We start from the raw sequence: 13,286 nt of genomic DNA, 5'->3' as shown, positions 1-13,286 counted from the left end.
CCGTGAGAAGTCGTGTGTGCCGAACGCCGTTTCCGGCAGCCCGGAAACCGACGGTACAACATGAAAAGAATGCTGATTAACGCAACTCAACCCGAAGAGTTGCGTGTTGCACTGGTAGATGGCCAACGCCTCTACGACCTGGACATCGAGTCCGGTGCACGCGAGCAAAAGAAGGCCAACATCTATAAAGGCCGTATTACTCGCATCGAACCAAGCCTTGAGGCTGCCTTTGTCGATTTCGGCTCCGAGCGCCACGGCTTCCTGCCCCTCAAAGAAATCTCCCGCGAATACTTCAAGAAAGCCCCCGAAGGCCGCGTGAACATCAAGGACGTCCTGAGCGAAGGCCAGGAAGTCATCGTCCAGGTCGAGAAAGAAGAACGTGGCAACAAGGGCGCCGCCCTGACCACCTTCATCAGCCTGGCCGGCCGTTACCTGGTCCTGATGCCGAACAACCCGCGTGCCGGCGGCATTTCCCGTCGCATCGAAGGCGAAGAGCGCAACGAACTGCGTGAAGCGCTGAACGGCCTGGTTGCTCCTGCCGACATGGGCCTGATCGTGCGCACTGCCGGCCTGGGCCGCAGCAGCGAAGAAATGCAGTGGGACCTCGACTACCTGCTGCAACTGTGGACCGCCATCAAAGAAGCGTCCCTGGATCGTTCCGCACCCTTCCTGATCTACCAGGAAAGCAACGTCATCATCCGCGCCATCCGCGATTACCTGCGCCAGGACATCGGCGAAGTGCTGATCGACAGCGTTGAAGCCCAGGACGAAGCCCTGACCTTCATCCGCCAGGTGATGCCGCAGTACGCCAGCAAGATCAAGCTGTACGAAGACAGCGTGCCGCTGTTCAACCGTTTCCAGATCGAGAGCCAGATCGAGACCGCCTTCCAGCGCGTAGTCGAACTGCCTTCCGGCGGCTCCATCGTGATCGACCCGACCGAAGCCCTGGTGTCTATCGACATCAACTCGGCACGCGCCACGAAAGGTAGCGACATCGAAGAAACCGCCCTGCAGACCAACCTGGAAGCGGCTGAGGAAATCGCCCGCCAGCTGCGCCTGCGTGATATCGGCGGCCTGATCGTGATCGACTTCATCGACATGACCCCAGCCAAGAACCAGCGCGCCGTGGAAGAGAAAGTCCGCGAATGCCTGGAAGCTGACCGCGCCCGCGTACAGGTCGGCCGCATCTCGCGCTTCGGCCTGCTGGAAATGTCCCGTCAGCGCCTGCGTCCGTCCCTGGGCGAAAGCAGCGGCATCGTTTGCCCGCGCTGCAACGGCACCGGCATCATCCGTGACGTTGAATCGCTATCCCTGGCGATCCTGCGCCTGATCGAAGAAGAAGCCCTGAAAGACCGCACCGCCGAAGTCCGCGCCCAAGTGCCGATCCCGGTCGCCGCGTTCCTGCTCAACGAAAAACGCAACTCGATCACCAAGATCGAACTGCGTACCCGTGCCCGTATCGTGATCCTGCCGAACGATCACCTGGAAACGCCGCACTTCGAAGTACAGCGTCTGCGTGACGACAGCCCGGAAGCCCACAACAACCAGTCCAGCTACGAGATCGCGGCCGCCGCCGCTGAAGTGGAAGAAGTCCAGCCGGCCGCCGCGACCCGCACCCTGGTGCGCCAGGAAGCTGCCGTGAAGACCGCACCGGCACGTGCCAACGCACCGGTGCCGACCGAAGCGGCGGCCCCGGCTGCCACTCCGGCCGCCCTGCCTGAGCCAAGCCTGTTCAAAGGCCTGGTGAAGTCGCTGGTCAGCCTGTTCGCCACCAAGGAAGAGCCTGCGGCTCCGGTTGTCGTTGAAAAACCGGCTACCGAACGTCCTGCGCGTAACGAAGAACGTCGCAACGGTCGCCAGCAGAGCCGTAACCGCAACGGTCGTCGTGACGAAGAACGCAAACCACGCGAAGAACGCGCACCCCGTGAAGAACGTGCGCCGCGTGAAGAGCGTGCACCTCGCGAAGCCCGCGAAGAAACCCCGACCGTAGCCCGCGAAGAACGCGCGCCGCGTGAAGAGCGTGCGCCACGCACACCACGTGCACCGCGCGAAGATCGCAAGCCACGTGGCGAGCGTGAAGAGCGTGTACGCGAACTGCGTGAACCACTGGACGCCGCGCCGGCAGCTGCTGCCGTTGCTGGTGCCGCGGTCGTCGCCGAAGAACGCCCGGCTCGCCAGCCACGCGAAGAGCGCGCCCCCCGCGAGGAGCGTCAACCGCGCCCACCGCGTGAAGAGCGTCAACCACGCGCCGAGCAAGCCGCTGCCGCCAGCGAAGAAGAAGTACTGAACGGCGAAGAGCAACTGCAGGAAGACGGCCAGGACAACGCCGAAGGTGATCGTCCACGCCGCCGCTCCCGTGGCCAGCGTCGTCGCAGCAACCGTCGTGAGCGTCAGCGCGATGCCAACGGCAATGTGATCGAAGGTTCGGAAGAAGCCGGCGAGCACTCGGAAGCCGCTACCAGCGAGCCGACTGGCGCCGAACTGGCTGCAGGCCTGGCCGTTACCGCCGCCGTTGCCGGCTCGGTCATCAGCGCACCGGCTGAAGCCCAGGCTTACGAGCAGGCTGAACGCGCTACCGCTGCTGTTGAAGAAACCGTCGCCGTAGAAGCGCCAGTGGTTGAAGCAACGACCCCAATCGAAACCCCTGTGGTTCCGGAAGTGGAAGTTGCACCGGTTCGCGAAACCCAACCAGAAGCCGAAGTGATCGCTGTCGAGCCTGCACCCGCTGCTGAACCTCAGCCAGTGGTTGAGGCTGCCGTGGAAGCCCCGGCGGAAGTCGTTGCTGAAGCATCGGTTGTCGAAGCATCGGTTGTCGAAGCTGCTCCAGTGGTGCGTGAAGTTCGCGAAGAACAGACCGCCTTCCAGTGGGCCGCCGAACCAGCTCCGGTTGAAGCGCCGACTCCGGTGGCCGAAGAAGCGCCAGCCCCAGTGGTAGAAGAAGCGCCGGCACCGGTTGCCGAAGTGGTGACTGCCGAGCCAGCTCCGGCGGTAGAGCCCCAGCCAGTGGTTGAAACCCCAGCCGTAGCCGAAGTGGCTGCACCGGTGGTTGAAGCCGCGCCCGCCAGCGCCCTGACTGAAAACGGCCGCGCACCGAACGACCCGCGTGAAGTGCGTCGCCGCCGCAAGGAAGCTGAAGCCGCTGCTGCTGCCGCTGCCGCTGCTGCACCGGCCGCAGTTGAAGCTGCCGAGGCGCCAGCCCCGGTCGCCGAAGCGGTGGTTGAGCACAAGGTCCAGGAAGAAGAGCACGAGCCTAAACCCCTCGTCTGATTCCGACAGCAACTAAAAAGCCCCGCCTGAGTGATCAGGCGGGGCTTTTTTATATCGGTTGAATTATGAGTAGCTCAATGACGCCGGCACATCCACATCCCACAAAACACCGGGATCATCCACCGCCACCTCCCTCAGAACAGCCTGGGCAAATAATGACCTGGCCCCCCGATCTCCCTTCAGCGCCATCAAGCCTTGCCCAAGCATCCGGCCAAACGCCACTGGATGCCCGTAGTGGCCGGCCTGGACCGGCACACGGATGCCATCCGCTTGCAGCCCTTCAATCACCCGCTCGATGCTGGAGGGCTGAATAAACGGCATATCCCCCAGCACTATCAACCAGCCATCAGCCGAACCGCTGGCCGCCACTGCCGCCGCAATACTTTCGCCCATGCCGGCTGAGTGCAACACCAGGACTTCACAGCCGTACGCCTCGGCCAAACGAATAACGTCAAACCGATCCGGCGAAGTGATCACCCAGCGTTTTACAACGCGTGCGGGCAAACTCCTCAATACCTGCTCGATTACCGGACGCGTCACGCCATCCAGACCTATGCAATCAGCCAGCAACTTATCCTGATCAGCTCCCACCGCAGCCCGAAAGCGACTGCCCTGCCCCGCCGCCAGCACGATCGCGGTGACTGTCACTCAACCACCACCGATAACGGTTTTTTCTGCATGGGTGCCACGCCGTTTTTGATCGCGACAATTTCCGCCAGCAGTGACAACGCGATTTCCGACGGCGTATGGCTGCCGATATGCAAACCGATCGGCCCGTGCAAACGCGCAATCGATTCTGCCGACAACCCCAGTGCCGCCAGGTTTTCCCGGCGTTTCTGGCTATTGACCCGCGAGCCGAGGGCGCCAACGTAAAACGCGGAGGAATTCAACGCGGTCAGCAGGGCCATATCGTCCAGACGCGGGTCGTGGGTCAGACACACGATGGCCGTGCGCTCATCGGTCTGGATATTCAGCACCGCTTCATCCGGCATACCCGGTACAAAGCGGCCATGCTGGTCTTCCCAGCCGTAGACGAACTCTTCGCGCGGGTCGCAGATCAGCACTTCGAAATCCAGCAACCGCGCCATTTGCGCCACGTAGCGCGACAGTTGCCCGGCGCCGATCAACAGCAGGCGCCAGCGTGGGCCGTAGATGGCGCGCAGGCGCTCCCCGTCAAAAGTCACCACATCCGTCTTGCTCGCGCTACTGAGGGTCACCGCGCCCGTGGCCAGGTTCAGCTCTCGGGCGACGACTTGGTGGTCCTCACAACGCGCCAGCAGTTGTGCGACCCATTGCCAGTCGTCTACCCGCTCTTCGGTCAAGCGCAACGTGCCACCGCACGGCAGGCCAAAGCGCGCCGCTTCATCACGGGTGACACCATAAGTCACCAATTGCACCGGTGGGCCGTCTTCCGGCAGGCGTCCATCCTGCAGGCGCGCAATCAGATCATCCTCGATACAACCGCCGGACACCGAGCCGATCACAACCCCGTCGCCACGCAATGCCAGCATCGCCCCAGGCGGGCGCGGTGCGCTGCCCCAGGTCTGGACCACGCTGTACAACACCACCCGCTGCCCGGCGCGACGCCATTCAAGCACACTGCGCAGGACATTCAGATCCACGCTATCCATCCAACCTCCTGCCAGCCTTACAACGAATTACACAGCCAATTACTGTAAAGCAAAAGCATCCGGAATGGCCGGCCACAAACGCAAACGCCCCGAAACAGTCGGGGCGTTTGTGGATGGCTCAGGCGTCAGTTCACGCCAACAGCGACTTACTTGATAACAGGAGCAGGGCCTTCGGCCACACCCAGGTCATCTTCCGGACGGGTATCAGAGATACCGGTGCCACCAGATGCCAGCTCGCTGTGCAGCTTGTCGGTGTCCAGTTCCTTGACCCACTTGGCCACGACGAGGGTGGCAACGGCGTTACCGACCAGGTTGGTCAGGGCGCGAGCTTCGGACATGAAGCGGTCGATACCCAGGATCAGCGCCAGGCCGGCAACCGGCAGGTGGCCTACGGCCGACAGGGTTGCAGCCAGCACGATGAAGCCCGAACCGGTCACACCCGCAGCGCCCTTGGAGGACAGCAGCAGCACCAGCAGCAAGGTGATCTGGTGGGTGATGTCCATGTGGGTGTCAGTCGCCTGGGCGATGAACACGGCAGCCATGGTCAAGTAGATCGAAGTGCCGTCGAGGTTGAAGGAGTAGCCGGTCGGAATCACCAGGCCTACTACGGATTTCTTCGCGCCCAGACGCTCCATCTTGATCAGCATGCGTGGCAGTGCGGATTCGGAGGAGGAAGTACCCAATACGATCAACAGTTCTTCACGGATGTAGCGCACCAGCTTCAACACACTGAAACCGTGGGCGCGGCAGATAGCACCCAGCACCACCACCACGAACAGGACGCAGGTGATGTAGAAGCAGATCATCAACTGACCCAGTTGCACCAGAGAACCTACGCCGTAGGCGCCGATGGTGAACGCCATCGCACCCAGGGCACCGATTGGCGCGAGCTTCATGATCATGTTGATGATGTTGAACATCACGTGGGCGAAGCGGTCGATGAAGTCGAGCACCGGCTTGCCGTAGGCGCCCAGGCGGTGCAGGGCAAAGCCGAAGATCACCGAGAACATCAGCACTTGCAGAATGTCACCGTTGGCGAAGGCGCCCACGATGGTGTTCGGAATCACATTGAGGATAAAGCCAACCACGCTCTGGTCTGCGCCGGCGGTCACGTAGGCAGCGACTTTCGAGGCGTCCAGGGTAGCCACGTCAATGTGCATGCCGGCGCCCGGTTGCACGACGTTGACCACGACCAGGCCGATCAGCAGGGCGATGGTGGAGACGACTTCGAAGTACAGCAGCGCGTAGCCGCCGGTTTTACCGACCGATTTCATGCTTTGCATGCCAGCGATACCGCTGACAACGGTGCAGAAGATGATCGGGGCAATGACCATTTTGATCAGCTTGATAAAGCCGTCACCCAGTGGCTTGAGAGCCACACCGGTCTGGGGGTAGAAATGACCGAGCAAGATACCGATAACGATTGCAACGATCACCTGGAAATACAGGGATTTGTACAGTGGCTGACGAGTCGTCATTACAAAGTTCCTCAATCGTCCCGTGTAGCAAATATCCGCCATTGCCCACGACACTTGAATTGCGAACCCTCCTGCACTGGAGGGATTTGTTGTTTGCGAGGCTGGTAAGACCAGGCCTGCGCTGCCATTTCTTATCGCAAACGCCGTGCCACTTTCTTCAAATCCGCTAGAGGCCTTTAGACATCAGGGCTTGGAGCGTTCAGGCGCCCTCCAAAGCCTCTGAACCAGTGGCGGATTTCCGCCAGGCCAGCAGATCCCGTCCTACAATTTGGCGGATATCCGCCTTGTTGCCCTGCCGGGGGATGGCTAACATCCGCCATTCCATGGACGAGGCTCTGACATGCGTGAACGCACCATCGCCAGTCACTACGCCCGAGCGGCCCTTGGCGGTGCCCGCCGAGCGGGTTACGACTATTCGGCCCTGTTGCAACAGGTGGGCATTACCCCAGAGTTGCTGACCGAACCCCGCGCCCGTATTGCGCCGGAACAATTTACCCGGCTGTTGCAGATGCTCTGGCTGGCGCTTGACGATGAATACCTGGGGTTCGCTGAAGGCTCGAGTAAACGCGGCACCTTCGCCATGATGTGCCACGCGCTGATTCACTGCCGCACCCTGGAGAAGGCTCTGGAACGCGGTTTATTATTTTATAGCCTATTCCCACAAGGTCCGCGCTGGCATCTGACAAGAGAAGGCGACATGGCTCGTCTGAGCCTGGACGACTCACAACTGTGGGACCCGGATCACTTCCTGAGTGAATGCCTGCTGGTGATCTGGCATCGCCTGGGCAGTTGGTTGATCGGCCAGCGAATTCGGTTGCACCAGGCGACATTCAACTACCCGATGCCGGACCATGCCGGCGAGTATGACTTGCTCTTCCCCTGCCCCCAGGTATTCAACGCACCGCGCAGCAGCCTGGTATTCCCCTGCCGCTATTTGAACTTGCCGCTGCTGCAGGATGAACGCACGCTCAAGCATTTTCTGGAGCGGTCACCCGCAGACTTGCTGTCACGACCGGATGAAGGCGATAGCTTGAGCAGCCAGCTACGCCGCTTGTTGAGCCGCGATCGCACGCCCTGGCCGGACCTGGAGGCCGTGGCGCAGCACCTGCACATCAGCCCGCAGACCCTGCGCCGACACCTGCGGGAAGAAGGCACCAGTTTCCAGGCACTCAAAGATGAATTGCGGCGAGACATCGCCATTTATCACTTGGGGCGGGCCAACCTGTCGTTGCAGGAAATCGCCGAGCAGTTGGGGTTTTCCGAACCGTCGGCGTTTCATCGGGCGTTCAAGAAGTGGACCGGGCTTACGCCGGGTGCCTATCGTGCGCAGGACAACTAGAGCGCCGGGAAGTGAATCTTGAACGCCGCCCCACCCAAGGGTGAATCAACCAAGGTCAGGCGCGCCCCGTAACTTTCGATGATGTCCTTGACCACCGCCAGACCGATCCCCTGCCCCGGATGCTGACGGTCCAGCCGTTCGCCGCGTTGCAGAATCCGTGCGCGCTGATCCGGTGGCACGCCGGGGCCATCGTCCTCAATGCACAGCTCAGTGCCTTCCAGGCTTTCTACCAGGCTGATGCGCACTTCGCTCAGGCAGAGGCGATAGGCGTTTTCCAGCAGGTTGCCGAGCATTTCGAGCAGCGCACCTTTCTCGATGGGCACATCACACTCGTCCGGCAAGTCAAAGGACACGGTGACGCGCTTGTCGCGGTAAACCTTGTCCAGCGTATCGCAAAGGCTTTGCAGCACCGGCGCCAGGCGTACCTGGTGGCGCACCAGACCACTTTTGCGCAGGCTGGCCCGCTGCAGCTGATAGCCGATCTGCTGGCTCATACGCTCGATCTGAGATTGCAGAACCCACGCCTGACCACGCTCTTGCGGGCGCTGCGCCATCTCTTCGCTCACACCTTGCAATACCGCCAACGGGGTTTTCAGGCTGTGGGCAAGGTCGTCAAGAGAATCGCGGTAACGCGCACGCTGTTCACGCTCACTGTGCAACAAACGGTTGAGGGAGCCGGTGAGGCGCAACAATTCGCGTGGGTGTTCTTCGGTAAGGCTTTCGCGAGTGCCACTTTCAATCTGGTCCAACTCTTGGCTAAGGCGCCGCAGGGCTTGCAGGCCCCACGTCAAACCAAGCCAGAGCAACGTCAACAGCACCAGCAAGGCCGCACCAAAACCCAGGTAAAGGTTTTCCCGCAGGCCTTCAAGAGTCAGCTGATATTCGCGTACAGGCTGCAAGGCGACGATGCTGAATGCTGCGCTTTTGCCCCCCAGCAGTTTGACCTCGACGTCATACACGAAAAACTCCTGGCCGCTGGCCTCGCGGATACGTGCGAATTCGTTGCCTCGCCCGTCGTAACGCGGCCGGTAGTTGATGTTTTCTTCCTGGGTAGCTCGCGAACGCCAGACCAGATGGCCTTCACGGTCGTAGATATAACCCAGCAGCCGGCTGTCGGTGAGGTTGAAGCGCTCATCGGGCAACTGGGCGGGCATCAGCAACCGGTTATTCTCGACCCGTGCCGCAGAAATCAAGGTGGTCACGTCCGAGGCCAGCCGCTGTTCGATGGAATCCTGCAACGCCAGGCTGAAAGCGCCTTGCATGGCGGGCAACAAGCCCAGCATAAACAGCACGGCCAGGGTTGCGGCCGCCAGCATCAAGCGCACGCGTAGCGAGCGAATCAACGGCAACGCTCATTGAACAGGTAACCCAAGCCGCGCACGGTATCGATCGGCTTGAACCCCGCAGGGCCTTCCAGCTTGCGGCGCAGGCGCCCCACCAGCACTTCGATGACGTTCGGATCGCGCTCGTCATCATCGGGATAGAGCTGCTCCATCAGGCGATCCTTGGCTACCACCTGCTGATGGTGGCGCATCAAGTACTCGAGAATACGGTACTCATAGGCGGTCAACGCCAGGGGCTGCTCATCCAGGGAGGCTTGTTTGCGGTTGAGGTCCAGCAATAAGGGGCCCGCCACGATCGTGGACTGGGTGAAACCACTGGAGCGACGCAGCAGGGCATTCATACGCGCCTCCAGCTCTTCGAACTGGAATGGCTTGACCACATAATCGTCGGCACCGGCGGCCAAGCCTTCGACCTTGTCCTGCCAGTTGCCACGTGCCGTAAGGATCAGGATCGGGAAGCTCTTGGCCTGAGTGCGCAGTTGGCGGATCAGGTCCAGGCCGCCCATGCCCGGCAGGCCCAGGTCGATGATGGCGAGGTCGTGGTTGAACTGACCGGTCTGGTACAAGGCTTCTTCGGCATTGGCCACGGCTTCAACCACATGCCCACTGTCGGTCAGGCGGGTCAACAGGTGATGGCGCAACAGCGCCTCATCTTCCACCACCAGCAATTTCATAAGGCTCTCCAAGGCGATTCAACTGTCCGACAGAGGGATATCATAGCGGCCCTGCAAATCTTGCGGGCGCAGTTTAATGCCATTGTATTGGCCCGTCAGGTGTTCGTAGCCGGTGCGGTAACCCGGTTGCGGGACGGTCTGCCCCAGCAACTGGCCCCACGGCGCGGCCTGGCTGCCTGCATCGTCGAAGCTGACACGGTGGATCAGGTTGCCGGACTTCTTGGTTTTCTCGCCGCCGAATGCCGCAAAGGTGCCGTCCGAAGCCTGCACTCCGGCAGTGGCACTGAGCATGGTCAATGCCAATATCAGCTGTTTGATCGCAGTCATCTGGTTACCTCTACGCGTTTGGCTGTTGGAGCCAGACTACGCAGGCGCCCCTGAACTCCCCCTGAACGGGCTCTGAACCTCACCTGAACCGTTGCAGGCTATCCACTGGCGTGCCAACTGAAGCAAAATACCGCGCATGACACCTCTACCCGCTTGCTGCACCCCACTCAACGCCCATTGGCCACTCCCCGAACCCTTGCCGGGCACGGTGTTTCTCAGTACCCGCTTCGACCCCGCCTTATTGAATGCCGGCGACTTCCAGCGCAGCGCCGTGCCGCCGCCCGCCAGCATCCAGCGCTCGGTGGCCAAGCGTCAGGCCGAGTTCCTTGCCGGCCGCCTGTGTGCCCGTACGGCGCTGCAACAACTCGATCGGCTCGATTGCGTCCCGGCCATCGGCGAAGACCGTGCACCGGTGTGGCCTGGGCATATCAGCGGCTCCATCACCCACAGCACCGGGCATGCCGCGGCGATAGTCGGGTACAAGGCACAATGGCGCGGACTGGGTATGGACCTGGAGAACCTGTTGAGCTTGGAGCGGGCCGAACGCCTGGCCGGGGAAATCCTCACTGCCGATGAGCTGCAACGCATGGCCGACCTGCCGCGTGAGCAGATCGCGCTGTTGGTGACGCTGACGTTCTCGCTCAAGGAAAGCCTGTTCAAGGCGCTTTACCCGATTGTGCAAAAGCGCTTCTACTTCGAGCACGCCGAGGTGCTTGAATGGTCCGACGCAGGCCATGTGCGATTGCGCTTGCTGACGGACCTGTCGGCCGAGTGGTGCCATGGCAAGACACTGGAGGGGCAGTATGCGGTGGATGGGGATCAGTTATTGAGCCTGGTCGCCATCAGCGCCTGACACGCCGCGCGCAGTTTCAGGGTTTGTCCTGATCCCGGGGCCAGCTCAGACTGAAGCATGCCCCGCCCAGGTTGTTGCTCTTACCGATCAAGGCGCGCCCGCCGTGCCAATAGATGATCCGTCGGACAATCGATAAACCCAAGCCGTGCCCGCCCGAGGCACGCGTGCGACTGTCGTCCAGGCGCAGAAATGGCGTGAAGATCCGCTCCCACGCACTTTCCGGCACACCCGGGCCATCATCTTCCACATCAATGCGACAGCGCACCTGGCCCACCTGGTAACTGATCAACACCTGGCCCTGTGCGTGGCGCATGGCATTGCTCACAAGATTTTGCAAAGCCCGGTGCAGGTAACGCGGTTCGGCATCGACCCAGGCGTCTTCCCAATGCGCCGAGGACAGGCAGGTACCGCGACTCACGCTTACCTGCGGGCGCAGTGGCGACAATTCGCCGATGACCTGATCGAGCAAAGCGCTGAGGTCGATCCGCTGGAAATTCAGCTCCGGCGCACCTTGCTCCAGGCGTGCATAGGTGAGCATTTCGTCCACCAGGCCATCGAGGTCCTGGATATCACTGTCCATCCCGTCCATGTATTTGCGCCGTGCCTCGGGGGTGGCGGCGTCACCGATCATCTCCAGGCCAAAACGCAGGCGCGCCACCGGCGTACGCAACTCATGGGACACCGCGCGCACCAGTTCCCGCTGGATCGCCAGCAACTGCTGCAGGTGCTCGGCCATGCCGTTGAAGGCTGCCGCCAGACGCCCTACCGAGTCCGCCCCGCGGGCCGGCACGCGCACCTCCAGGCTGCCTTTGGCAATACGCGTGGCCGCCGCCTCCAGCCCGCGGAGGCGCTGTTCAAGCTGGCGCACCAGGAAATACACGATCAAGCCGATCAGGGTCAGGCTGACCAACGCGATCAGGATCAGCCATTGCGCCGGGTAAGGGTTCATTTGATACAGCGGGCCAAGCTCCAGGACCCAAGGCGTACCGACCATACCGGCGAACACGCGGATTGAATCGCCGCCCTTACCCAGGGCCATCACGGTATCGCCCTCCGACACACGACGGCGCTGGTCATCATCCATGTCAGCCTGATCGAGCGTCATCAGGTGCATCTCGAAGCCAAAGCCCTTGGCTTTCTTTATGTCGGCAAGACGCTGCGGCTGCTCCGCGACCGGAAAACGCACCAGCTCATCGGCCAACAGGTAGATAGTTGCACGCGCCAGCTGCTCGCTGATCTGCTGCACTTCGCCGGTCAACACCAGCGATTCCTGCTCACTGACCAGGCGCAAGACGCGAGCGGCATGAGGGCCGGTCTGTTGCACCAGCACCTGGCCGCGTTGCAGGCGATTGCGCTGGGTAAGGTCCAACTGCGCGTCACTGAGGCTGCGCAGTTCCAGGGGGATTCCCAGCAAACGCTCCCACACCGCCAAGGCACGCTGACGCTCGATGGCGCTCATGGGTTGCAGGTTGTCCCCCATCAACGCAAAGGTGCCATGGGCCAGGCGCTCACGGTACTGCCCGCTGCGCACCTCGTTGAGCAGGTGCAGCGCCAGCACCCCCAGCAGCGCCACCAGAATCAGCGCCGCGCACATGCCGCCGTAGATGCGCAGGAAGATCGAGTTCACAGCGGCATATCGACAGCGGCTTCGGGGACGAACAGGTAGCCTTTGCTGCGGATGGTCTTGATCAGGCGTGGGTGGATCGGGTCGTCGCCTATTTTCGGGCGAATGCGGGAGATACGCACATCAATGGAGCGGTCCTGGCCGTCGTAGCCGATACCGCGCAGGGCAATGAAGATTTCTTCGCGGGACAGAATACGGCCGGCATTCGCCACCAGCAGCCACAACAGGTCGAACTCGGCACTCGTCAGTTCGATGCCCCCCTCATGCAGCCAGGCTTCACGCAGGGCGTTGTCCACTACGAGTGGGCCGAATTGCAGGCGGCGCTGGCTCTCCACGGCGCCATGTTCGGCCGGCTCACTGCGGCGCAACAGCGCCTGGATACGCGCCAGCAACAGGCGCGGACGCACGGGTTTGCACACGTAATCGTCGGCCCCCATGTCCAGGCCCTGCACCTGGTCCATGTCATCGGTACGCGCAGTGAGCATCAGGATCACGCCATCGTAGCCTGCGCGCACTTTGCGGCAGATGCTCAGGCCGTCTTCACCCGGCAGCATCAGGTCTAGGATAACCAGGTCCGGCTGTTCAGCGATGATGCGGGCCGCGGCCAGCGCACCATTGCTTTCCACCGCTACGCGCAGGCCATTGCTCTGCAGGTAATCACGGGTCAATTCGGCCAGTCGCTCATCGTCCTCGACAATCAGTATTTGCCAGGCTTCTTGCTCCACGGGGGATCCTCGTTTTTATAAAGGC

Annotated in this window: 11 protein-coding genes; 3 read left to right on the top strand and 8 right to left on the bottom strand. The window is 61.7% G+C overall.

Going from position 1 to position 13,286, the window contains the following annotated elements; translation table 11 throughout:
- Positions 1 to 69 precede the first annotated feature (69 nt).
- Positions 70 to 3,267, top strand: coding sequence for a ribonuclease E (gene rne / locus EXW71_RS20900; RefSeq protein ID WP_218569366.1), 3,198 nt, complete (start codon positions 70 to 72; stop codon positions 3,265 to 3,267).
- Positions 3,268 to 3,330: 63 nt separating this feature from the next.
- On the opposite strand, the gene EXW71_RS20895 is transcribed toward rne, so the two are convergent.
- The 3 genes from EXW71_RS20895 to EXW71_RS20885 all read right to left on the bottom strand — a co-directional run bounded on the left by EXW71_RS20895 (position 3,331) and on the right by EXW71_RS20885 (position 6,376).
- Positions 3,331 to 3,915 (bottom strand): NTP transferase domain-containing protein, encoded by a 585-nt coding sequence (locus EXW71_RS20895; protein ID WP_134661282.1) that lies wholly within the window; start codon positions 3,913 to 3,915, stop codon positions 3,331 to 3,333.
- Positions 3,912 to 4,898 (bottom strand): XdhC family protein, encoded by a 987-nt coding sequence (locus EXW71_RS20890; protein WP_134661281.1) that lies wholly within the window; start codon positions 4,896 to 4,898, stop codon positions 3,912 to 3,914. The genes EXW71_RS20895 and EXW71_RS20890 overlap by 4 nt, the downstream gene beginning before the upstream one ends.
- A 146-nt stretch (positions 4,899 to 5,044) precedes the next feature.
- A complete protein-coding gene (locus EXW71_RS20885; RefSeq protein ID WP_123718892.1) occupies positions 5,045 to 6,376 on the bottom strand; it encodes a dicarboxylate/amino acid:cation symporter in 1,332 nt (443 codons plus the stop codon).
- Positions 6,377 to 6,716: 340 nt separating this feature from the next.
- On the opposite strand from EXW71_RS20885, the gene EXW71_RS20880 reads away from it, so the two are divergent.
- On the top strand, positions 6,717 to 7,715 hold the full coding sequence (locus EXW71_RS20880; RefSeq protein ID WP_134661280.1) for an AraC family transcriptional regulator: 999 nt from the start codon (positions 6,717 to 6,719) through the stop codon (positions 7,713 to 7,715).
- On the opposite strand, the gene EXW71_RS20875 is transcribed toward EXW71_RS20880, so the two are convergent.
- Genes EXW71_RS20875 through EXW71_RS20865 form a run of 3 tightly spaced genes read right to left on the bottom strand, consistent with a single transcriptional unit; the run spans position 7,712 to position 10,059 of the window.
- On the bottom strand, positions 7,712 to 9,058 hold the full coding sequence (locus tag EXW71_RS20875; protein WP_123718890.1) for an ATP-binding protein: 1,347 nt from the start codon (positions 9,056 to 9,058) through the stop codon (positions 7,712 to 7,714). The genes EXW71_RS20880 and EXW71_RS20875 overlap by 4 nt on opposite strands.
- Positions 9,055 to 9,732, bottom strand: a complete 678-nt coding sequence (locus EXW71_RS20870) for a response regulator transcription factor (RefSeq protein ID WP_060756320.1) — start codon at positions 9,730 to 9,732, stop codon at positions 9,055 to 9,057. The genes EXW71_RS20875 and EXW71_RS20870 overlap by 4 nt, the downstream gene beginning before the upstream one ends.
- 18 nt (positions 9,733 to 9,750) lie before the next feature.
- Positions 9,751 to 10,059 carry a hypothetical protein gene (locus EXW71_RS20865; protein WP_123718889.1) on the bottom strand — a complete coding sequence of 103 codons (309 nt, stop codon included), beginning with the start codon at positions 10,057 to 10,059 and terminating at the stop codon, positions 9,751 to 9,753.
- Positions 10,060 to 10,195: 136 nt separating this feature from the next.
- Here EXW71_RS20865 and EXW71_RS20860 point away from each other — a divergent pair, with 136 nt between their 5' ends.
- A complete protein-coding gene (locus EXW71_RS20860) occupies positions 10,196 to 10,912 on the top strand; it encodes a 4'-phosphopantetheinyl transferase (RefSeq protein ID WP_134661279.1) in 717 nt (238 codons plus the stop codon).
- A 16-nt stretch (positions 10,913 to 10,928) separates the two neighbouring features.
- Here the strand turns inward: EXW71_RS20860 and EXW71_RS20855 are convergent, their stop codons facing one another.
- Both EXW71_RS20855 and EXW71_RS20850 read right to left on the bottom strand, forming a co-directional pair.
- A complete protein-coding gene (locus tag EXW71_RS20855) occupies positions 10,929 to 12,539 on the bottom strand; it encodes an ATP-binding protein (protein ID WP_134661278.1) in 1,611 nt (536 codons plus the stop codon).
- The gene (locus EXW71_RS20850; RefSeq protein ID WP_134661277.1) at positions 12,536 to 13,261 is read right to left on the bottom strand and encodes a response regulator; all 726 of its coding nucleotides are present in this window, start codon (positions 13,259 to 13,261) and stop codon (positions 12,536 to 12,538) included. Before EXW71_RS20850 ends, EXW71_RS20855 begins: the two co-directional genes overlap by 4 nt.
- Positions 13,262 to 13,286: the final 25 nt, after the last annotated feature.

Source organism: Pseudomonas sp. BCA17, assembly GCF_004519405.1.
Classification (GTDB): domain Bacteria; phylum Pseudomonadota; class Gammaproteobacteria; order Pseudomonadales; family Pseudomonadaceae; genus Aquipseudomonas.
The sequence above is the reverse complement of the archived record's forward strand: the minus strand, read 5'-3'. Positions and strand labels throughout refer to the sequence as shown.